Source organism: Rhodococcus sp. NJ-530, assembly GCF_003860625.1.
Taxonomy (GTDB): domain Bacteria; phylum Actinomycetota; class Actinomycetes; order Mycobacteriales; family Mycobacteriaceae; genus Rhodococcus_F; species Rhodococcus_F qingshengii.
Window position 1 is genome coordinate 4996379 of the sequence record NZ_CP034152.1, and the last position, 20355, is coordinate 5016733.

Genomic DNA, 20355 nt, shown 5'->3' on the forward strand with positions numbered 1-20355 from the left:
AATGACGGGACGCTTGTCCGCAATTGCGGGAACAGTCCGCGATCTGGGCATTCCACTGCCCGGACGCCGACTCGACTACGACGTCGCCGGGAAGGTCGTACTGATCACCGGTGGAGGCGACGGTATCGGTGCAGCGCTGGCGCGCACTCTCCACCGGCGTGGGGCCACCGTGGCACTGGTCGACGTCAACGAGAGTTCATTGGCAACGGCCGAGCGCTCATTCGAGTCACAGCGAGTCGTGACGGTGACGGCCGATGTCCGAGATCGGAACGGCATGACCGCAGCCGTGCAAACGATCATCGAGCAGCTGGGCAGAATCGACGTCGTGGTGGCCAACGCCGGAATCACCCCTCCCCCGGCAACATTGCGCCAGATCGATCCCGACGCCTTCGATCGTGTGCTCGACGTCAATCTCACCGGCGTCTTCAACACCGTGCATCCGACCATCGACGAGGTGATCCGCAACAGTGGGCACATCGTCGTCGTGTCATCGGCGGCGTCGTTCGCCCCCGGTTTGGGCGGCGCTTCGTACATGATCAGCAAGGCTGGGGTCGAAGCGCTCGGCCGGGCGCTGCGTCTCGAGGTTGCCGGCTACGGCGCTACTGCCGGCATCGCGTACTTCGGGATGGTGGATACACAACTTGCACGCGCCACACTCGACGACGACGAGATCGGGCGCAAACTCGACGCTCGACTACCCGGTCCCCTCCGTCATCGAATCTCCCCGGACCGTGCCGCCACCGTGATCGCCGACGCGATCGCGCGCCGCGCCGCCCGGACCCTTGCCCCCGCTGCCTGGGAACCCTGGGCGTGGGGACGCGGATTCATCAATGTCCTTGCCGACGGTTACCTGGCAAAAGACAAACAGGCACACGACCTGATCCGCGAACTCGAAGACAGAACCACCGCTGCGGCCCCGACGAATGCGTCAGCCCTGACAAAGGCATCCAGGAGAACATCATGACTACGTTGTGTGCAGCCTTCCAGCGAGTGTCGGCGGTAGCGCCCGACGCGGTGGCCCTGCGAGACATCGGCGATGCGCGAACACTGACGTGGCGCGCGTACGGCGAACAGGTTCGCGATGTTGCCGCGGGATTGGCCGGAATCGGCGTGGGACATGGCGATACGGTTGCATTGATGATGAGTAACCGCATCGAGTTCTACCCGATCGACGTCGGCGCCCAACACCTCGGCGCGACATCCTTCTCCATCTACAACACGTCGGCACCCGAAGCCATCCAGTACATCCTCGCCAATTCCGGTGCGCGAGTCCTCGTCTGCGAGGCCCAGTACGTGGATACCGTTCGCCGATCCGGTGCCACACTCGACACGATCGTGGTCGTCGACGCGCAACCGTCTGCCCAGCAGTCCGGCACCCTGACGCTGGAGCAGATGAAGTCCTCAGCTGCCGCCGATTTCGATTTCGAGAGCACCTGGCGTGCGGTGAAACCGAACGACGTCGCCACGTTGATCTACACCTCCGGCACGACCGGCAACCCCAAGGGCGTCGAGACGACTCATGCCTGTCTGTTGTTCGAAACCACCGCCGTCAGTGCTGTACTCCCCGTCGAGTTCGGTGACCGCATCACCTCGTACATGCCGTCGGCGCACATCGCCGATCGGCTCACCTGCCTGTACATGCAAATGGTGTTCGGCACCCAGATCACTGTCGTGCCGCATCCGAGCCAGGTAGCGGCTGCGCTTCCGGACTGTCGCCCCACGATCTGGGGCAGCGTCCCCCGTGTGTGGGAAAAGCTGAAGGTTGCAGTCGAATCGGCCGTCGCCAACGAACCGGACGACGCGCGGCGAGCGGCATTGCAGTGGGCACTCGACGTCGGTCGCACTCGGCTCGCACACTTGCGAGCCGGTGAAACAGTCCCCGCCGAACTGGAAGCGGACTACGCCCGAGCCGATGCAATGGTCCTCTCCGCTCTGCGTGCGAAACTCGGTTTTGCCGAACTGAAGTGGGCCATCTCTGGCGCCGCACCGATTCCGCCGGACACCTTGGCATTCTTTGCAGCCCTGGGAGTTCCGATCTCGGAGATCTGGGGAATGTCCGAGCTGACATGCATTGCGAGCACCGCACCGGCCGAGCCGACCAAGCTGGGAACGGTCGGAAAGTTGCTTCCAGGCATGGAAATGCGCATCGAGGCGGACGGCGAGCTACTGGTTCGAGGACCGTTGGTCATGAAGGGGTACCGCGGCGAACCGGCAAAAACAGCCGAAGCGATCAGTGCAGACGGTTGGCTTTCGACCGGAGACATCGTCACGGCCGACGCAGACGGATACCTCACGGTGATCGATCGCAAGAAGGAGCTGATCATCAATGCGTCGGGAAAGAACATGTCCCCCGCTGCCATCGAGACCGCAGTGAAGACGTCGTCGTCGTTGATCGGTGAGGTCGTGGCGATCGGAGACGGCCGAAAGTTCAACACAGCGTTGATCACTCTCAGCGCCGACGCCGCGGTCGGAGCGGCACGCTCACTGGGACTTGCGGCCGAGGCCGCGGTACTCGCCAAGGACGCTCGGATCGTCGACATCGTTGCAACTGCTGTCGCCGAGGGAAACTCGCGTCTGTCGAGGGCCGAGCAGATCAAGCGGTTTCACGTACTCACCACGTTCTGGGAGCCAGGCGGCGACGAGCTGACACCGACGATGAAGCTCAGGCGCAAGCCGATAGCCGAGAAGTACGCGTCCGAAATTGCAGCCCTCTATGCGGATTCGGTCGTAGAGGACGTCTACGAGCCTGCGCCCTGCGCATAGATCAGCGTCTCGGTGGCCTTGACCACAAACGTAGCGGCCGATCCCGGAACCAGATCGAGCTCGGCCGCTGCGCTCGCCGTGATGTCGGCAGACAAGCCCGGCTGGCCGGCTTCGTCCTCGGCTCGGACTCGGACGACATCGCCTCGGTTTTCGATCTCCGCGATCGTGACCGCAAACGCGTTTCGTGGGCTCCCGTGAGGCGGATCCAGGTAGACCGACACTGCTCGCGGCTCGAAGACTGCCACGGCGGCACTGCCGGCCGGTAAGTCGGTCTCCGTCTGGCCCGCGATATCCACCCCGACCGGACTTCTGAGCATTCCGTCTCCGGCCATCGTGCCGCTGCGCAAGTTGATCCCTGCGATGCGTGCTGCAAATGCACTACGCGGGCGAGTCAGAACTGTTCGTACGTCACCACGTTCGACGACCCGGCCGCCGTCCAGCACGACAACGGTGTCGGCAAGGGCCAGCGCATCCAGAGCGTCGTGCGTGACGAGCACGGCCGTGCGATCTCCTGTTCGGAGCACTCTACGCAGCAACGACCGCAATGCCGGGGCGGAGGCGACGTCGAGCGCAGACATCGGTTCGTCGAGCAGGAGTAGTTCGGGTTCAGCAGCCAATGCCCTCGCCACTGCGACTCGTTGCGCTTGACCGCCGGAGAGCTGTGACGGCTTGCGGTCAGCCAATTCGGCGGCGTCGACTGCGTCGAGCCAGTGGCGCGCGGAATCGGCGGAATCGCGACGCGACCGCCCTGCACTGCGCGGCGCGAACGCCACGTTCGCGGCCGCACTGAGGTGGGGAAAGAGAAGTGCCTCTTGCGCGAGTAGAGCAGTGCCGCGCCGATGCGGCGCCAACGCGACTCCCCTACCGGTATCGGTGAGAACGCGAGAATTCAGTTCGATCAACCCACGCCGCGGGTGATGTAGTCCGGCAACCGCCGCCAGTACCGTCGACTTGCCTGCGCCGTTCGGTCCGAGGACAGCGGTCACCTCACCGGCCGCGACGTCGAACGTCGCAACGACATCGCGCTCCGGAATCTCGATGTCGACGTGGAGGCCACTCACAACGAACCCGCCGATCCGCGTCCACGCACCGCAACCACGATGACCACCGCGACTACGACCAACACCAGCGAAAGCGCTACCGCTGCATCCGGATCGGTCTCACGCTGGAGATAGATTTCCAACGGCAGGGTACGCGTGACCCCTTGCAGACTTCCCGCGAACGTCAGCGTTGCACCGAACTCCCCCAGTGCGCGAGCGAAAGCCAGCACTGCCCCTGACACCAGACCGGGAAGCACCAGCGGCAAAGTCACCCGGCGAAGCACGGTGGTCGGGCGGGCTCCGAGCGTCGAGGCTACGGCCTCGTATCGTGTGCCCGCAGTGCGTAGCGCACCTTCGAGGCTGACGACGAGGAACGGTAGCGCGACAAACGTCTGCGCCAGGACCACCGCGGTTGTCGAGAATGCTATCTGGATGCCGAGCACTTCCAACTGCTCACCGATCAACCCTTTGCGCCCGAACGTGTACAGCAACGCGATACCGCCCACCACTGGCGGCAGAACCAGCGGGAGCAGAATCAAGGATCGAAGAACGGACAGTCCCCGAAAATGACTGCGCGCCAACACCGCGGCCATCGGTACCCCGAACAGGATGCACAGCAGCGTGCTCATTGCCGCTGTCTTCAAACTCAGTTTCAACGCGGCAACCGACGATTCGGAAGTCACGAGTTCCCAGAACTGCGACCACTGCACGGTGGCCAGCATCGCCGCCAAGGGCGCGATGACAAACGCTCCGCCGATCAGCGCCGGAAGGTAAATCCATACCGGCAACCCGAGCGGAGCCCGGACCGCCGGTCTTAGGTGTGTCACGGGGCAGCGAATCCCGCGTCACTCAGAACTGCCAGGCCCTTGGGCCCCTTCACGAGATCGACGAATTTGGTTGCCGTTCCCGAATTCTTCGAATCCTTCAGCACCGCAATCTGGTACAGGTTGACCACCGTGGTGGCTTCCGGGAACGCGACGGTCTGAACCTTGTCACCAGCGGACTTCGCGTCGGTGACGTAAACGATGCCGGCATCGGCCTGCCCGGACGTCACCTTGTTGAGAACGTCGGTCACCGACGATTCTTCGCTGACGGGCGAGAGGGTCTCGCCTGTGGCCGTCTCGACCTTCTTCGTAGCCGCGCCACAAGGGACCTGCGGAGCGCAGATCACCAGTTGCGTCCCCTCCTTTGCCAGATCGGCGAACGACGCGATGCCCTTCGGATTGCCCGGCGGCACAACAATCGTCAAGGTGTTGCTCGCGAAGTCCGAGGGCGACCCCGCGACGACGCCGGCGTCGGTGGCCTTGGTCATGTTGGCGGCGTCAGCCGAGGCGAACACGTCAGCCGGTGCGCCCTGAGTGATCTGAGCGACGAGGTCCGAGGACCCGGCAAAGCTGAAAGTGACCGATGAACCGGGGTTCTCGGACTCGAATTCCTTGCCGAGTTCGGTGAAGCTGTTCTTGAGTGACGCCGCCGCGAAGACGGTGATACTTCCCGTGGCACTCTCACTCGAAGTGGTTGTGGTCGGAGCGGCCGACGACGTCTCCGACGAAGAATTGTCGGAGGAACTACAACCGGTCACCAGGGCAAGCGAAAAGGCACCTGCTGCAACAAGTCCGACTACACGCTTCACGAATTTCCTCCAGTATGTTCAAAAACTACGGCGTTTCCACGATGACCGTGGTGGCCTTCACGATTGCGACTCCGATACTCCCGACCTCGAGTCCGAGCTCCCGAACCGCGTCGGTACTCATCAACGAGACGACAGTGAAGGGCCCACACTGCATTTCGACCTGAGCCATCACCTTGTCGGTGACGACCTTGGTGACGAGGCCGGCGAACCGGTTGCGGGCCGAACTCGCACCCGTGAGCGGATCGGCCGGTGCGGGTCCGGCGTTGGACCGGGCGAAGCCCGCCAACTCGGCACCGTCGATGACCTTGCGGCCGGAGTCGTCCGTCGTCGCGGTGAGAAGCCCACCGTCGACCCACCGCCGGACGGTGTCGTCACTGACACCGAGCAGGCCGGCAGCTTCGCGGATTCGAATGTTGGGCACCAGGTGATCGTAGGTCGCAAGTGCGGACCTAACAAGCCGAAATGCTCCGCAGATGCGTGAACTAGTCAATCATGATCACGTATCTGCGGAGCATTGTCGATAGTTGCCGTAGACGAATCAGCGCATCATTCTTCTGCCCAGGGCACACGGCAGGAGTCGGTGCTGAACCCCTGCTCGGTAATCCCCAACGCCGAATACATCCGGGCGCGCATGTTTTCGAGCCCGATCTGATAGGTCAGTTCCACGACGCCCGCTCGCCCGAACCTGCGCTCGAGATCCGCGACCTGTTCGTCCGTCACCCCGTTCTCCCCATGGGGGTCACCGGTCATGGCGTCGGCGTAGGCGATCGCGGCCCGCTCGTCTTCGCTGTACTTCGATGAATCCCGGTAGTTCGCGATCTCTTTCAACTTGTCGATGTCCAAACCGTCCAAGCGCGAGAGCATCGTCCCGAAGTCGACACACCACGAGCAGCCGACAGTCCAGGCGACGCGATAGACGGCCAGTTCACGAATGTTCGACGGCAGCACCTTCGACGCCTTCTGCACAGCCATTTCGTGGCGGGCAGCCGCTACGAACAATTTCCGATGGTTGGCCAGGACGGCAAAGGGCTCGGGGACTTCGTCGTACTGCCTGGCGGCGAATTTGTATGCCACTTTGATCAACGGACTGGCTTCTGACGGTGTCACTGCGGGAATGCGAGTCATGGCAAGCCTCCGTATGTTCTGGGGCACCGGATTCGATGCTCTCTACAGAGTTGGACGATGGCGGCGATTCAAACGTGACAAGCACCGCGTCCGAGCGGATGTGAGGATGCGGTGTCAGCCGACTAAGCTGCAAAGATGCCTTCGACGCCCCGCAACCGCACCGTCTCGCGTCTGCAGCCGTTCGCATCCACGATCTTCGCCGAGATGACAGCGTTGGCCACACTTCACGACGCGGTCAACCTCGGTCAGGGCTTTCCGGATACCGACGGCCCTGCTGCCATGCTCGAGGTAACGCGCCGAGCCATCGCCGAGGGCGTCAATCAATACCCGCCCGGTCCGGGCATGCCCGTCTTGCGTCAGGCCATCGCGGAGGATCGGCGCATCCGCTACGGACTCGACAGTGATCCCGACTCCGAAGTTCTGGTCACCGTCGGCGCCACCGAGGCGATCAGTGCTGCGATTCTCGGACTGGTCGAACCCGGCGAAGAAGTAGTGCTGATCGAGCCGTACTACGACTCCTACGCTGCATCCGTCGCGTTGGCAGGCGCTGTACGTCGCACAGTTCCGTTGGTAACCGCGGGAGACGGATTTGCGGTCGATCTCGATGCATTGCGCGGCGCGATCACCGCCAAGACGAAGATGCTGATCGTCAACAGTCCTCACAACCCCACCGGCACCGTATTCACCGATCACGAACTTCGAGCGATCGCCGAACTCGCGTGCGAACGCGACCTGATCGTGTTGAGCGACGAGGTCTACGAGCACTTGGTCTTCGACGGCCTCACCCACACACCGATGGCGTCGCTCCCGGGCATGCGTGAGCGCACCGTCACGGTGTCCAGTGCCGCAAAGACTTTCAATGTCACCGGCTGGAAAACCGGCTGGGCGATCGGCCCCCGAGAACTCATCGACGGAGTCCGTGCCGCCAAGCAGTTCATGTCATTTGTTGCCGGTGCACCGTTCCAACCGGCCGTTGCTTACGCGCTCACCAACGAACAGCCGTGGGTCGTCGAACTTCGACAGAGCTTGCAAGGCAAACGCGACGTGCTCGGTAAAGCTCTGACCGAGGCCGGTTTCACGGTGCATTCCGGTGGCGGCACGTACTTCCTCCTTGCCGACATCAGACCGTTGGGCGAAACCGATGCGGGAGATTTCTGCCGCGCACTGCCCGAGCGGATCGGCGTCGCGGCCGTTCCGGTCGACGTGTTCGCGGACAACCGCGACGATTGGAAGCACCTGGTGCGCTTCGCCTTCTGCAAGCAGGACCATATTCTGTCCGAAGCTGCACGCCGTCTCCACCTGCTCCAAGGAGCAGCGCACCCATGACAGCGCGGACCATCCCGACCGCATTCGTCCACCGCTATCTCGCGTTCTCGCCGGACAACGACGTCGATTTGTCGGGTGCACTGCGCGCTGCCGGGATCGACCTCGAGACACTGTCCGACCCGCGCGCCCGGCTGACCCCGACTCAGGTCACCACGTTCATCCAATCCACCTGGCAGATCACCGACGACGAATTGTTCGGCCTCGGATCCGCCCCGGTCCCCCGTGGCACTTTCCGATTGATCTGCCTGACGTTGATCCATTGCCCTGATCTCGGATCGGCCTTCGCTCGAATGTCCGACGTGATCCGTGCGCTACCGGCTCTGGCCCCACTGTCGATCGAGAAGGGCGAGGAAAGCACTCGGGTGAGTTTCGCTGTCCGAGCTCGCGAAGGCGTCGCCGAACCTGATGTCGCAGAACGTGTCACAACCGATTTCGTCCTGATCTTGCTGCACCGATTTTCCGCATGGTTGATCGGAAAGCGCGTCCGACTTCGGGCGGTCGAGTTTCCGTACTCGGCACCGGATGCACGGTTGGCGCAGGACTACGACTACATCTTCGGAGCGCCGGTCACCTTCGGCGCGAAGCGCGCGGCACTGGAGTTCGACAACTCGGCCATGCGTGCACCGATCATCCAAACCGAGGAGACGTTGGAGGAGTACCTCCGAGAATCTCCGATTCAGCTCATGTCCGAACGTGATTACGACAGCACTGCGTCGGCGCAGGTACGACGGGTCCTGGAACTCGGGGTGAAGGGGCGAACCTCCACGGCCGAGGAGATCGCGGAGATGCTCTCGATCAGCGTTCCCCATCTGCGTCGACTGCTGCGGCGTGACGGAACATCACTCAATCAACTACGCGAGGAAGTGCTCCGCGACGTAGCCATCGCTGGTTTGCGGCGCGGAGAATCCGTCGAAGTACTCTCGGCGCGATTGGGGTTCTCCGAGCCCAGCGCCTTCCGTCGGGCCTTCAAACGATGGACCGGCGACACTCCGAGTTCGTACCGCTAGCTGACGCAGAACTCGTTTCCTTCGGGATCGGTCATCGTGATCCACACGCTCGGCCCCTGCGCTCCTCGGTGCAGGATCGTCGCCCCCACCGTCTCGAGGTGCGCTGCGACATCCTCGCGCTTGTCGCCCACTCGTATGTCGAAATGGAGCCGGTTCTTCACCGTCTTCGATTCCGGAACCAGTTGGAACAGAACGCGGGGACGTTCGGGATGCTCCGGATCGCTGATGGCCGCACCTTCGCGCCAGACGAGGACTCCCTCGAATGTCGTGGTGTCGGATTCCTTGGCGTGACCAGCGGCGACGAGGCCCCTGATGAAGTCTTCGTCGCTGGGCTCCGCTGCCCACCCGAGTGCTGCGGCCCACCACTTCGCCTGTTCGTGCGGATGTGCCGAATCTACTGTGACTTGAAATTCGTATCCCATGTTCCGACGTTAACGCCGACCACCGACACCTAGTGAAGGTTCAGCCGAGCCCGGGCATCAGTCGACACTCTTGATGGTCTTCATGGTGATCAACGATGTCACCCGCGAGACAGCCGGAAGCCCGCTGAGCTTGGTGACCATGAAGTTCTCGTACGTCGCGAGATCTTTCACCGCGACGCGAATGAAGTAGTCGGGAATTCCGAACAATCTCCGACATTCGATCACTTCGTCGAAGGCGGCGACCTGGGATTCGAAGTCCTCGATGGTGGCCTGGTCGTTGACTCCGATCTCGGCGGTGACGATCACTTGAAATCCTCGGCCAAGCGCTTCCTGACCGACGATCGCGCGGTACCCGGTGATGATTCCGTCGGCTTCGAGCTTTTTCACGCGGCGCAGGCAAGGGGACGGTGTCAGACCCACCAGATCCGCCAACTCGGTATTGGTCAAACTCGAGTCCTGGCGTAGGTGAAACAAAATTGCGTCATCCATGGCATCCATCGCACTATTATTGCGCACCGTTCAATATGTGGGCATTCTGAGCAATCGATCACCTCGATCTTTGTTATAGATTTGCGTCGTGATCGAACCAGCATCGTCGACGGCCGCACCGGCCGTCGAACTCCCACCGCGAACCCCGGCGTGGCGGCACGCCTTCCAGCTGTCGCTACCGGTTGGATTCGGCCTGCTCCCACTTGGGATCGCACTTGGCGTTCTTGTGGTCCAACAAGGGCTCAGCCCTTGGTGGGCAGTCGCTTTCACCTCGCTGATCTACGCAGGATCGCTGGAGTTTCTCGCGGTCGGAATGGTCGCGGCCATGACACCGCTGCCGTACGTCGCTCTGACCGCACTGCTGGTCAACTTTCGACATGTGTTCTACGCCTTGAGTTTTCCGCTGGAAAAGATTCGCAACCCCTTCGCCCGCTTCTACAGCATGTTCGCGCTGACCGACGAGGCCTATGCGATGTCGGTAACTGCCGATCCCAAGGCACTCACCGGACGCGTCATCGTCTACTCCCAGCTGTACCTGCACGGCTACTGGATCGGTGGCGCGATTCTGGGCGCGACAGCAGGACAGTGGATTCCGGACTCGATCGTCGGCCTCGACTTCGCCCTGACGGCGTTGTTCGTCGTCCTCTCGATCGAAGCGATTCGCGCACAAAACGGATTCGCGGTGCCGGTCGCCGCGGTCACCTGCGCTCTGGTCGCCCGGCTCGCAGCGCCGGACCACATGCTGCCAATTGCGATGGGCGCCTTCGTGCTCTTCCTGATCGGGCGCTTTGTCTACGACTCACGAAAGGCGAAGATCGATGCCTGACACCTCGTACATCTTTGCGGCGGTCGCAGTCATGGCCGTGGTCACCTTCGCGCTGCGCGCAATCCCCTTCGCCGCGCTCATGCCGCTGCGCTCCTCCGCCCTGGTCGGCTACCTCGGCATCTACATGCCGGCAGGCGTCATGTTGATTCTCGTCATGTATTCACTCAAAGGGGTGTCGATCACCGCCCCTTCTCATGGCCTACCCGAACTGATTGCAGTGTGCGCCACGATCGCCGCGCACCTCTGGCGAAAGAATGCCGTCCTGAGCATCGTCGTCGGAACGACGATCTACGTCGCGCTGGTCAATACCGTGTTCGCCTGAGCATTTCCCATCCGGGAGCAAAGCAGTTTTACCCCCGGATGGGTGATTTGTAACCTCCAGGCGCTTATCTGAACAGTTGAACACTTATACGATTTCAGTAGCGTGGCCGCCGGCCGCGACTGAAGGATCGGTGAGGTTCGATGTCCACGACAATGACCACGACGGGCACTCGAATCGCCGGTGCTTGGCACAGTCTGGATCGAGGCCAGCGTCGAAGCATCATCGGGATGACCGTCACCGTCGTAGCGCTCAACGTCGTCGGGTGGGCAGTTCTTCTCGGCCTGGTTGTCCCCGGCCACTACACGATCGAAGGCAGTGTCTTCGGCGTCGGACTCGGCGTAACGGCGTACACGCTCGGCATGCGCCATGCTTTCGACGCCGATCACATCGCCGCTATCGACAACACCACTCGGAAGTTGGTGGCGGACGGCAAGAAACCGATGTCCGTCGGGTTCTGGTTTTCGCTCGGACACTCGACCATCGTCTTCGTACTCGTCGCCCTCTTGGCTTTGGGTGTGCGGCAACTGGCCACCAGCCTTTCCGACGACAACTCCGATCTGGAGAAGTGGACCGGCTTGTTCGGCACCACCATTTCCGGCACGTTCCTGATCTTGATCGGCCTCCTGAATCTTTTCTCTCTCATCGGGATTCATCGGGTGTACACGAAGTACAAGGCCGGAACCTTCGACGAGGAACAACTCGAGAAGGAACTCGACAGCCGCGGCGCCTTGAACAAGATTCTGGGCCCGGTGATGAAGATGGTTCGCAAGCCCTGGCACATGTACCCGGTCGGCCTACTGTTCGGATTGGGATTCGACACCGTCACCGAAGTCGGGCTGTTGGTGATCGCCGGCGGCGCGGCGGCGACAGGGCTCCCGTGGTATTCGATCCTCGTTCTGCCGATCCTCTTCTGCGCCGGGATGTCGCTTTTCGACTCGATCGACGGATCGTTCATGAACTTCGCCTACGGTTGGGCATTTGCTCAGCCGGTCCGAAAGATCTACTACAACATGGTGATCACCGGACTCTCGGTGGCAGTGGCACTGCTGATCGGGACCCAGGAAATCATCTCGATTTTCACCGACAAACTCGACATTCACGACGGGTTTATCGGCGCCATCGGGAACTTGGATCTCGGCGCGATGGGCTTCATCATCGTCGGACTCTTCGTCGCCACCTGGCTGATTGCTCTACTCGTGTGGCGGTACGGCCGCATCGAAGAACGGTGGCAGGCTCAGTCCGGTGCAGCAGTAGCACGACGAGCGACAGCAGACGAAGCGATGTGAGTTCGACTCGGTCTACGCAGAATCATGGGCCACCCGAAAGCGAATAGCTGATGTACGTCTCGCCCCATTTCAGGTACGCGCTCGACGTCGCCTGGCCGCGGATCTGGTCGTTCTGCCACTGGTAGACAGCGCGCCACGGAAATACGGAACTCACTTGTTCCAAGGTGTACTGCTCACGATGGCCCTGCGCGAATCGCTGTTCGAGATCTTCACGAGTGCGCGGCGGGAAATTGCTGATCAGGTAGGTCCGGCCGAGAGCCTCGATGCGCCCTGGCGGCGCAAAGACATCAGCGCTGCGATAAGTGAAGGCCGCATACAGGTAGGCCGCCACCACAATCGTTGCCAGCGCTACCGCGCCGATCTTGAATGCACGTCGAAGCAGGGTCGGCATTACTCACAGTACAATCCAATTCTCCTGTCGAGCACATTCAGTGCGTTTCCCACATTTATCGAAAGACGCATCCCGCGGAGTTGGCGAGATGCAATAGTGGAGTTCGAACGGGGTGAGCCCCGGCTAGGAGAAAACGGTGCGGATACGTCATGCGGTAGTGGGTGTGGCAATCACGGGACTTGTTCTTGCAGTGGCAGGCTGCGGTGGCGGCGACGGCGAAGCTGCCGAAGGACCAGGCATCGCCGTGGCGGCGGAAACCAAGCAAGTTCCCGACCGGGTGACCGTGCATCGACCTGGCCTCATCGACACCAGCATTTCCCCGTTCGACGTGCCTGCATGGCCAGGGCAGCACCCCTCCGAATTCCTCGAGCCCAACCCGCCGTCGGGCGAGAGCGGTGAGATCGCCGGCGACCAAGCTGCGGCAACGTACGCGGCCTCGCTCGACAACCCCGATGCACTATGGAATGTCGGTGGCACGGTGCAGTGGCTGGTTGTCGAGCCGATTCCCTGAAGGTCTTCCATCTAGGTCTCCGCTCTGACCGACTCCAGACGATCTTTGCGAGTTCAGTCCCGCGACAACGCTGCACAGAATTCGCCGGGTTGGTCGACATGCAACCGCAGCCCACCGATCGTGGTGGGAGTGGCCTTCGAGAGCCGTTTCGGGAGCGTGACCGAGAGCGGTTGATCGAAGTCGACATCCACGACAGTGCCGTCGGGCCCCGGCAGAACCAAGCGATCGTCGACAATCGCATTTGCTGTCTCACCGAATCTTCGGACCATGCTCGCCCGCGAAATCCGTGATCGGTCCACCTCGACTCGAATGCCCGTGCCGGAACGAAACACCACCGTTCGAGCGGACACGAGATGCGGGTGCACGACGCGTCCGGCAAGCCAACCGCCAATCGCAATCAGCGACAACACCGTTGCAACGAGCAGCACGACGCGAAGCCACTGCCACGGCACCAGGAAGTGAATCGCCACGGCCTCGATCACACTCGCCGCAACAAATGCCACCGGTATCGACATGGTCCCCCTCGCGTAGCCGAAAGTCGCTGTATCACTGGAACCTCCGTCTCTCCTGCCCGTCGAGAGCAACCACAGTGATCGGATCACGCCGTACCGCCTGACATGAGACGTGTTGCGACGCGCGCAACCACTTCACGTTGCGCTGGATCAGGCACCAGATCCGCGATCGCGACCGAAAAGCCGACACCTGCAGAGTCTCCGTCTGAGCACACGTCGCCGAGCACCCCGGCCAGCGATTCCTCCAGCTCGCAGGACAGACACGCGATCTCGTCTGCAACGTCGACTACCTCACGCCCAGCCAATGCAGCGAAACGACGGTACAGATCGACAATTCGATTCCGGTCGCTCTCGTCGGACAGCAATCGCGCAGCTGTGGAGAACAGTTCGTGCGGCGCTGCGCCCGAGATCGCCACCAATTCCCACATGTCGCGTTCGCGCTCGAACAAGCGTCGCACCGAACCCGTGGGGGACGACGCGATCAACTCGTCGAACGCCGACAGCAGCTCCATCGGGAGCGGCGAGACCACCCTCCCAGCACCTCGCGCCGTGAGCATTTCCTCGAGGCGCACTCGCTGGTCTGCGAGGACGCGCTGCTTCCGGTCTATCTCCGCGATCAGGGAGGAAAGATCTTCGGCGAAGTCGTCCGGTTCTCGTGCATCGATCGGCGTCGGTTCGATCATCGCGGCAATGGATCCGAGTGGAATGCCGGCGGCGGAGAGCCAACGAATGCGCATCAGCCTGACCAGATCGGGAAGTTCGTAAGTTCTGTAACCGTTGGACAGTCGTCTCGGCTCGGCCAGCAACCCCAGTCGGTGATAGTGCCGAACGGTCCGCGGAGTGGTGCCTGCCGCACTGGCCACGTCGCTGATTCGCATACGAACAGCATTAACTATGACGCTACGTCATAGTCAAGGCCCGGCATGTCGGGCCTTGAGGCATAAGGTCCTGTTCTTCCTGTGTGGAGTTTCGCAGACGAATTTCGCGGGTATTGATCACTTGCGGCGGCGATTTCCAGAGCGAGGGGTCAGCCGCGCAAGGTCTGCCCCCGGCTGTCACTCGCCGGGCGGCGGGCCGCCAAAACCAGCGGGCCGCCAGAAACTATCTGTGCCAGGCGATGATTTCGATGCAAACGACACGACTCGACACCATCCTGATTCTGATCGTCGGGACGGCAATCGGACTGAGCGTCTGGCTGGCTACGCAGGAACCATTCGCGTCGATCGGACTCGGAATCGCAACGGTAGTGATCTGCTGGATCTCTTGCTCGATGATCCATGGCTTCCCACACCGATCGACGAAGGACATGCGTCCGCGCGAGAACCAGGATCGCGAGTCACCGAAACGGCGCTGACGCCGCGTAGGGATGAGGCCAACCGTGGAGGCCCGGACACAGCGAAGTGAGTGGTTCACCTACCGCAGGTGAACCACTCACTTCGGTCAGAGGATCACACCTCGTCAGGTCGCCAGGTCGCGACGGCCCAGATCACAGCGACGTCGAGGGCGATGATCACGATCGACCACAGCGGGTAGTACGGCATCCACAGGAAATTCGCCACGATCGAAAGTGCCGCGATGACGAATGCCATCCCGCGGGCCCACGCCATGCCGACGAACAATCCCAGCGACACCGCGATGCCGATGATTCCGAGCACGATGTGGATCCAACCCCATGTCGTGACATCGAATTCGAAGGTGTAATTGACTCCGACGATCAGCAGGTCGTTGTCTGCGAGAGCCGCGATGCCCTGCAGCAACGCGACGATTCCCGCGACGAAGAGCAGGCATGCTGCCGCCACCGTGGTCCCGATGGCAAAGCCTTGTCGGACAGGATGGTTCGCATGAGATTGGTGCGGAGCAGTCATGACATCCCCTTCTTCGGCGAAATAGCGTGAGAACAGTATTCAAAGGTTCACGCCGCCGGACATCACCCAGCAAGGATGAACAGCCGTCCAGCACTGCAATCAAATTTCATGGGAACATATGTTCGATTTCGGTGTACGGTGGAGTCCATGACCGCCACGATGCAACCGTCTCTGTTCGACAACGGTGACCTGGGCGTCTCTCTGGGCGATCTCGAGGGCACGGTGCAGAGACGTATCCTCACCGCCGGCGCATGGGTCGACCATCGCCCGGCCTGGCTGACCGGATCGGAGGCCGTGTTCGACAATCTGGAAGCTACGGTGCCGTGGCGTTCCGAACGGCGTCAGATGTACGACCGCGTTGTCGACGTCCCTCGTCTGGTGTGTTTCTACGCAGAGAATCAACCACTGCCGGACGCACTTCTCACCGAAGCCAAAGACGCGCTGAGCAGTCACTACTTCGACGAACTCGGCGAACCATTCGCCACGTCGGGTCTCTGTTTCTATCGCGACGGTTCCGACAGCGTTGCCTGGCACGGGGACGATACGGGACGAAGTCGCACCGAGGACACGATGGTGGCCATCCTGTCTCTCGGTGCGGCTCGCCCGCTCCTATTGCGCCCTCGTGGGGGCGGCGAATCCATCCGCTTCAATCTCGGACACGGAGATCTACTCGTCATGGGCGGATCCTGCCAACGCACGTGGGAACACTGTGTCCCGAAGAGTGCGCGGGCCCTCGGGCCGAGAATCAGCGTTCAATTCCGCACTCGCGGAGTTAGATAGCGTTGCGGAGTTCGTCTCGCAGCGCCTTCCGATTGAGCTTGCCGACGGCCGTCTTCGGTATGGATTCTGCGAAAACAACCCGACGCGGCTTCTTGTACGACGCCAGTCGCTCGCCGACGTGCGCGACCAATGATGCTTGCAGTACGTCGTTTTCGACGGTCCCGTCCTCGAGTACCACCACAGCCGTGACCGCCTCCACCCACTTCGCGTCGGCGGTACCCACCACGGCGACCTCACGGACGGACGGATGCGTCAGGAGTGCATCCTCGACTTCACGGGGGTAGACGTTGTATCCGCCGCTGATGATCATGTCCGAAGCTCGGTCCTTCAAGAACAAGAATCCTTCGGCGTCGAACTGACCGATGTCACGGGTGTGAACCCAGCCGTCTTCGGTGAAGGTGTCCGCATTCAGTTCCGGTGCATTGAAGTATCCGGCGATCGCCGATGGCGAGCGGATCACGATTTCACCCGGTTCTCCCTGGGGCACTTCGTTTCCCTCGCCGTCGAGCAGCCTGATCTCGACGTCGATGGCCGGCTGACCACAGGACAGCAGGCGGTCTTCCGTGTGATCTTCGGGCCGTAGGACTGCAATACACAGCGGTGCCTCGGTCTGCCCGTAGTACTGGAGAAAACGGTGTTGCCCCCACGCCTGCATCGCCCGTTCGATGGTGGCCAGCGGCATCGGCGACGCACCGTAGATCACGGATTTCAGACTCGAGATGTCTGCGCTCGCAAAATCAGGGCGTTCGAGGAGCATCTGAATCATCGTCGGCACCAGATTGATTGCCGTAGCCCGATGCTCGGTTATCGAGTCCAAGAAGGTCGACGGGTCGAAACCGGGGAGGATGACGGTCTTACCGCCACGCAGCCAGAACGGAAGCACGAAGACACCGCTGGCATGAATCAGTGATGCCGCGTGCAGCATCGTGTCGTCCTGAGTCGCCGGAAGCAGATTGAGCAGAACATTGCGGCAGATTCCGGCGTAGCTGCGCTGAGTGTGCTGCGCGGCCTTCAGCGTTCCCGTGGTCCCGGAAGTGAACAGCGTCAGGATCACGTCGTCGGGATCTACCTCGACGTCCGGAGTGGCCGAAGGCATGCTCTGCGCTCGATCCAACAGCGAAAGCTGTCCCTCCGAAGCTGTTTCCAGGCCGACGAACGTCCGATCCGGGAACCTGGCGGACAGTTCAGCAGCTCGGCCGGCAAGGTCAGTACCGAAAACGACGTGCGAAGTGTCGGTGTCCTCGAGCATTCGTGCGTGCTCGTCGAGCGAGAGTCGCGAGTTGAGCGGAACCCTGTTGATGCCGGCTTTGACACACGCAAAATCGACAGGCACGCTGGCAAGAGAGTTGTTGACCAGCAACGCAACCCGTGCGCCACGCCCGATACCGAGCGCGATGAATGCATGCGCCAATCGGCTGCTGAGTTCGTCCACTTCCGTGAACGTCATCGATCGATCGCCGAAGACGACGGCTGTTCGCGGTCCGTGCTGTCGCGCACCACGTGCGATCAGATCTCGGGTTACGGGCATCATGGTTCAGTTTCCTCGTTCGAATTCGGGTTGTTCTCGAATCGGCCGTGCCGGCCGGCGCCCGCGGCGAACGCAGCAGCGCCGCGCACACCTTCGGCGATGACAATGGGATTTCCTGCGACACCCTCGGCGCGCAGTGCTTCGGCAAGTGGTAGATCAAAAGATCGGTAGGCCGATGCGCGATCCGCGAGCATGCAGAGTTGTGGGAAAGCGGACAACTGGTGCGCAAGCTCCTTGGCTACCTGGAGTGACTGCCCCACTGGAACAACACGATTGGCCAGTCCGAAGGCCAACGCCTCCGAAGCGTCGACCGGGCGACCGGTCAAGATCATGTCGAGCGCTCGCCCCTGTCCGACGATTCGCGGCAGTCGCACGGTCCCGCCGTCGATGAGAGGAACTCCCCAGCGCCGGCAGAAGACTCCGAACACGGAATCCTCCTCGCAGATCCTCAGGTCCGCGAGCAATGAAAGCTCGAGCCCTCCGGCCACTGCGTATCCACTGACGGCGGCGATCAACGGTTTGGACAACACCAACCGACTCGGCCCCATCGGGCCGGTGCCGCCGCCTTCCGGATGCAACTCGTGCACGCGCGCGGGGTCGGAGACTGCGGTCAAATCCGCACCGGCACAAAATGTGCCGCCCGCACCCCACAGAATTGCCACCTTCTGACTCTCGTCCGACTCGAATTCCAGGAAGGCATCACGCAACTGCGCCGCCATCGGCCCGTCCACCGCATTCTTGCGATCAGGGCGATTCATCACGATGACAGTGACGCCACCGTCACGCTCCACATAGACATCGCCACCTGGTCGATCGGAGTCGGTCACGATATTTCCTCACTGCTCGCGGATAAGGTTTCCCGGTACCCACCATGCCACTTGTAACAGAATTTGTCAGGAGTTGTTCAAAAGTTGTTACAAACTGATCGAGGAATGTCCGCAACCCGAGTTGTGCTGGACCTCGCAACAGCGAGCCCGGACACCGAGTTCAGCACCGCTGTGCTGACCCGGGCCGGCGAGATCGTCGGCGTCAGCGCATCGAGCATTCGCGTGGCAGCGGGCCGCCTGTGCCGAGAGAACAAACTGCGTCGTACCGCTCGTGGAACGTACGTCCTCAACCCGGACGGTATCCCCACCTACAGCGAAGTGGAGGGGTGGCGAACTCGTACCGATCGCATACGCCCCTGGGACGGCACCTGGATCGCCGTCGAGCACTCGGGGCTCAAACGAAGCGACCGCACTGCCGCCCGCCGGCACGATCAAGCGCTGCGACTGGCGGGTTACGAGGAGTGGAAGCCCACACTCGCAGTCCGCCCGAACAATCTGCTCGGCGGCACGGACAGCGCCCGCCGCACTCTCCACCGACTCGGCGCCGCCCCCGAATCGGCCGTCATGGAAATCGCTCACCTTGCCCCCGAGGATGATTCGACAATCCGCACACTCTGGAACTCGGAAGCACTGTTGGCCGACATCGCGGAGGCCCGTGAAGCACTCACACAGGCGCAAACACGCCTGGCGACAATCAGTCGCGAGGAGGCGGCCCGCGAATCACTTGCTCTGGGCAGCGCGGTGATCGCGGTCATCGTGCGCAATCCGCTCCTTCCGGAAGAACTCGAACCGACGCAGCCACTGCGTGAACTGATCTCGCACATGCTCGAGTACCAGGACGCATCTCGCGAACTGTGGCAGTCACTGCTCCAGTTCTGATCGATTTCTCCCAGAAGGTAATTCAGTATGTTGCGCGGCCGCCGCTGGCGTCGTACACGGCGCCGGTCGAGTAACTCACCGCCGACGACGACAGCCAGGAGATCAGTTCGGCGATTTCGTCCGCCTTCCCCATCCGTGCCATCGGCGTCAAAGACTGCGAACGGGCGAGGATGGCCGGATCGGTGCCGGCATTCATAGGACTTTCCACGGCCGCCGGAGCTATCGCGTTGACCAGCACACCGGTGGTGGCGACCTCTTTGCCGAGTGATTTCGTCAGCGCGACGACGGCCGCTTTGGACCCGGAATATGCACTCTGATTCGGGTTTCCGTCCTTGGCCGCAATACTTGCGAGGTTGACGACCCTCCCCCACCCCGACGCAACCATCCCCGGCACGAACGCCCGGCACATCAGGAATGTCCCTTCGACGTTGATGCGGAACGTACGCTGCCAAGCCGCGAGGTCGACGTCGACGAGTGGCGCTGATGGTCCGACGATTCCCGCACTGTTGATCAAAATGTCGACTCTGCCGAGCCTGGTTCGAAGCGCATCGACTGCTGTCGGATCACTCACGTCGAGTTGTTCGTCCGCGCCGTCGGCAAGATCTGCCGTTACCACCCGAACTCCCCTCTCCGTCAACAGCTTTGCACTGGCGGCGCCGATTCCGCTCGCACCGCCGGTAACGAGCGCTGTGACACCCTCTGGGTAACCCCGCATCGCATTCACTCCTGAGTTTCTGTGCGCTATGCACTCAATTTATGTTGCAAACAGGCATAATTGCCGTCACACTGTGTAGAAATTCTGAATATATGGCGTTTGTTGTCA

Annotated in this window: 25 protein-coding genes; 11 read left to right on the forward strand and 14 right to left on the reverse strand. The window is 61.8% G+C overall.

What is annotated here, in order from left to right; genetic code table 11:
• Nucleotide 1: 1 nt before the first annotated feature.
• Nucleotides 2–964 (forward strand): SDR family oxidoreductase, encoded by a 963-nt coding sequence (locus EHW12_RS23170; RefSeq protein ID WP_125051842.1) that lies wholly within the window; start codon nt 2–4, stop codon nt 962–964.
• Nucleotides 961–2763 (forward strand): fatty acid--CoA ligase FadD11, encoded by a 1803-nt coding sequence (gene fadD11 / locus EHW12_RS23175; protein WP_125051844.1) that lies wholly within the window; start codon nt 961–963, stop codon nt 2761–2763. The genes EHW12_RS23170 and fadD11 overlap by 4 nt, the downstream gene beginning before the upstream one ends.
• Here fadD11 and EHW12_RS23180 read toward each other — a convergent pair.
• From EHW12_RS23180 to EHW12_RS23200, 5 genes are all read right to left on the reverse strand, one after another.
• Nucleotides 2739–3824, reverse strand: coding sequence for an ATP-binding cassette domain-containing protein (locus EHW12_RS23180; protein WP_007733546.1), 1086 nt, complete (start codon nt 3822–3824; stop codon nt 2739–2741). The two genes, fadD11 and EHW12_RS23180, sit on opposite strands and share 25 nt — an antisense overlap.
• Nucleotides 3821–4630: an ABC transporter permease gene (locus tag EHW12_RS23185; RefSeq protein ID WP_020970514.1), complete on the reverse strand. Its 810-nt coding sequence runs from the start codon at nt 4628–4630 to the stop codon at nt 3821–3823. Before EHW12_RS23185 ends, EHW12_RS23180 begins: the two co-directional genes overlap by 4 nt.
• Complete coding sequence (modA, locus tag EHW12_RS23190; RefSeq protein WP_003940357.1) at nt 4627–5436, reverse strand: molybdate ABC transporter substrate-binding protein; 810 nt, start codon at nt 5434–5436, stop codon at nt 4627–4629. The genes EHW12_RS23185 and modA overlap by 4 nt, the downstream gene beginning before the upstream one ends.
• 25 nt (nt 5437–5461) lie before the next feature.
• Nucleotides 5462–5857: a TOBE domain-containing protein gene (locus EHW12_RS23195; RefSeq protein ID WP_003940157.1), complete on the reverse strand. Its 396-nt coding sequence runs from the start codon at nt 5855–5857 to the stop codon at nt 5462–5464.
• A 125-nt stretch (nt 5858–5982) separates the two neighbouring features.
• Complete coding sequence (locus tag EHW12_RS23200) at nt 5983–6561, reverse strand: carboxymuconolactone decarboxylase family protein (RefSeq protein WP_007733549.1); 579 nt, start codon at nt 6559–6561, stop codon at nt 5983–5985.
• 135 nt (nt 6562–6696) lie between these two features.
• Between EHW12_RS23200 and EHW12_RS23205 the strand changes: the two genes are divergently transcribed.
• Together EHW12_RS23205 and EHW12_RS23210 are read left to right on the forward strand one after the other, a co-directional pair.
• The gene (locus EHW12_RS23205) at nt 6697–7887 is read left to right on the forward strand and encodes a pyridoxal phosphate-dependent aminotransferase (protein WP_125051846.1); all 1191 of its coding nucleotides are present in this window, start codon (nt 6697–6699) and stop codon (nt 7885–7887) included.
• Nucleotides 7884–8894, forward strand: a complete 1011-nt coding sequence (locus tag EHW12_RS23210) for an AraC family transcriptional regulator (protein WP_003940556.1) — start codon at nt 7884–7886, stop codon at nt 8892–8894. Before EHW12_RS23205 ends, EHW12_RS23210 begins: the two co-directional genes overlap by 4 nt.
• Here the strand turns inward: EHW12_RS23210 and EHW12_RS23215 are convergent.
• Together EHW12_RS23215 and EHW12_RS23220 are read right to left on the reverse strand one after the other, a co-directional pair.
• Nucleotides 8891–9316 (reverse strand): VOC family protein, encoded by a 426-nt coding sequence (locus EHW12_RS23215; protein WP_003940409.1) that lies wholly within the window; start codon nt 9314–9316, stop codon nt 8891–8893. The two genes, EHW12_RS23210 and EHW12_RS23215, sit on opposite strands and share 4 nt — an antisense overlap.
• Nucleotides 9317–9373: 57 nt before the next feature.
• Nucleotides 9374–9814, reverse strand: coding sequence for an Lrp/AsnC family transcriptional regulator (locus EHW12_RS23220; protein ID WP_125051848.1), 441 nt, complete (start codon nt 9812–9814; stop codon nt 9374–9376).
• A 79-nt stretch (nt 9815–9893) separates the two neighbouring features.
• On the opposite strand from EHW12_RS23220, the gene EHW12_RS23225 reads away from it, so the two are divergent.
• The 3 genes from EHW12_RS23225 (at nt 9894) to EHW12_RS23235 (ending at nt 12239) form a co-directional block, all read left to right on the forward strand.
• Nucleotides 9894–10631 carry an AzlC family ABC transporter permease gene (locus EHW12_RS23225; RefSeq protein ID WP_003940360.1) on the forward strand — a complete coding sequence of 246 codons (738 nt, stop codon included), beginning with the start codon at nt 9894–9896 and terminating at the stop codon, nt 10629–10631.
• The gene (locus EHW12_RS23230; protein ID WP_003940007.1) at nt 10624–10953 is read left to right on the forward strand and encodes an AzlD domain-containing protein; all 330 of its coding nucleotides are present in this window, start codon (nt 10624–10626) and stop codon (nt 10951–10953) included. The genes EHW12_RS23225 and EHW12_RS23230 overlap by 8 nt, the downstream gene beginning before the upstream one ends.
• Before the next feature lie 140 nt (nt 10954–11093).
• On the forward strand, nt 11094–12239 hold the full coding sequence (locus tag EHW12_RS23235) for a HoxN/HupN/NixA family nickel/cobalt transporter (protein ID WP_125051850.1): 1146 nt from the start codon (nt 11094–11096) through the stop codon (nt 12237–12239).
• A 22-nt stretch (nt 12240–12261) separates the two neighbouring features.
• On the opposite strand, the gene EHW12_RS23240 is transcribed toward EHW12_RS23235, so the two are convergent.
• A complete protein-coding gene (locus EHW12_RS23240) occupies nt 12262–12630 on the reverse strand; it encodes a hypothetical protein (RefSeq protein WP_042451261.1) in 369 nt (122 codons plus the stop codon).
• A 136-nt stretch (nt 12631–12766) separates the two neighbouring features.
• Here EHW12_RS23240 and EHW12_RS23245 point away from each other — a divergent pair, with 136 nt between their 5' ends.
• Nucleotides 12767–13141, forward strand: a complete 375-nt coding sequence (locus EHW12_RS23245) for a hypothetical protein (RefSeq protein WP_125051852.1) — start codon at nt 12767–12769, stop codon at nt 13139–13141.
• Nucleotides 13142–13194: 53 nt separating this feature from the next.
• On the opposite strand, the gene EHW12_RS23250 is transcribed toward EHW12_RS23245, so the two are convergent.
• Nucleotides 13195–13656, reverse strand: a complete 462-nt coding sequence (locus tag EHW12_RS23250) for a hypothetical protein (RefSeq protein ID WP_003940014.1) — start codon at nt 13654–13656, stop codon at nt 13195–13197.
• Between the two features lie 83 nt (nt 13657–13739).
• Complete coding sequence (locus EHW12_RS23255) at nt 13740–14531, reverse strand: MerR family transcriptional regulator (RefSeq protein ID WP_030535330.1); 792 nt, start codon at nt 14529–14531, stop codon at nt 13740–13742.
• Between the two features lie 248 nt (nt 14532–14779).
• Between EHW12_RS23255 and EHW12_RS23260 the strand changes: the two genes are divergently transcribed.
• Nucleotides 14780–15007, forward strand: coding sequence for a hypothetical protein (locus EHW12_RS23260; RefSeq protein ID WP_020970523.1), 228 nt, complete (start codon nt 14780–14782; stop codon nt 15005–15007).
• Nucleotides 15008–15101: 94 nt separating this feature from the next.
• Here the strand turns inward: EHW12_RS23260 and EHW12_RS23265 are convergent, their stop codons facing one another.
• Entirely contained in the window at nt 15102–15518 is a 417-nt protein-coding gene (locus EHW12_RS23265) for a hypothetical protein (protein ID WP_007733561.1), read from the reverse strand.
• A 147-nt stretch (nt 15519–15665) separates the two neighbouring features.
• Between EHW12_RS23265 and EHW12_RS23270 the strand changes: the two genes are divergently transcribed.
• The gene (locus tag EHW12_RS23270; RefSeq protein ID WP_007733562.1) at nt 15666–16298 is read left to right on the forward strand and encodes an alpha-ketoglutarate-dependent dioxygenase AlkB; all 633 of its coding nucleotides are present in this window, start codon (nt 15666–15668) and stop codon (nt 16296–16298) included.
• Here the strand turns inward: EHW12_RS23270 and EHW12_RS23275 are convergent.
• The gene (locus EHW12_RS23275; protein ID WP_125051854.1) at nt 16291–17829 is read right to left on the reverse strand and encodes an AMP-binding protein; all 1539 of its coding nucleotides are present in this window, start codon (nt 17827–17829) and stop codon (nt 16291–16293) included. The two genes, EHW12_RS23270 and EHW12_RS23275, sit on opposite strands and share 8 nt — an antisense overlap.
• On the reverse strand, nt 17826–18653 hold the full coding sequence (locus EHW12_RS23280) for a crotonase/enoyl-CoA hydratase family protein (RefSeq protein ID WP_003939849.1): 828 nt from the start codon (nt 18651–18653) through the stop codon (nt 17826–17828). The genes EHW12_RS23275 and EHW12_RS23280 overlap by 4 nt, the downstream gene beginning before the upstream one ends.
• A 105-nt stretch (nt 18654–18758) precedes the next feature.
• Between EHW12_RS23280 and EHW12_RS23285 the strand changes: the two genes are divergently transcribed.
• Nucleotides 18759–19532, forward strand: coding sequence for a hypothetical protein (locus EHW12_RS23285; protein ID WP_042921741.1), 774 nt, complete (start codon nt 18759–18761; stop codon nt 19530–19532).
• A gap of 22 nt (nt 19533–19554) precedes the next feature.
• On the opposite strand, the gene EHW12_RS23290 is transcribed toward EHW12_RS23285, so the two are convergent.
• The gene (locus EHW12_RS23290) at nt 19555–20247 is read right to left on the reverse strand and encodes an SDR family NAD(P)-dependent oxidoreductase (RefSeq protein ID WP_125051856.1); all 693 of its coding nucleotides are present in this window, start codon (nt 20245–20247) and stop codon (nt 19555–19557) included.
• Nucleotides 20248–20355: the final 108 nt, after the last annotated feature.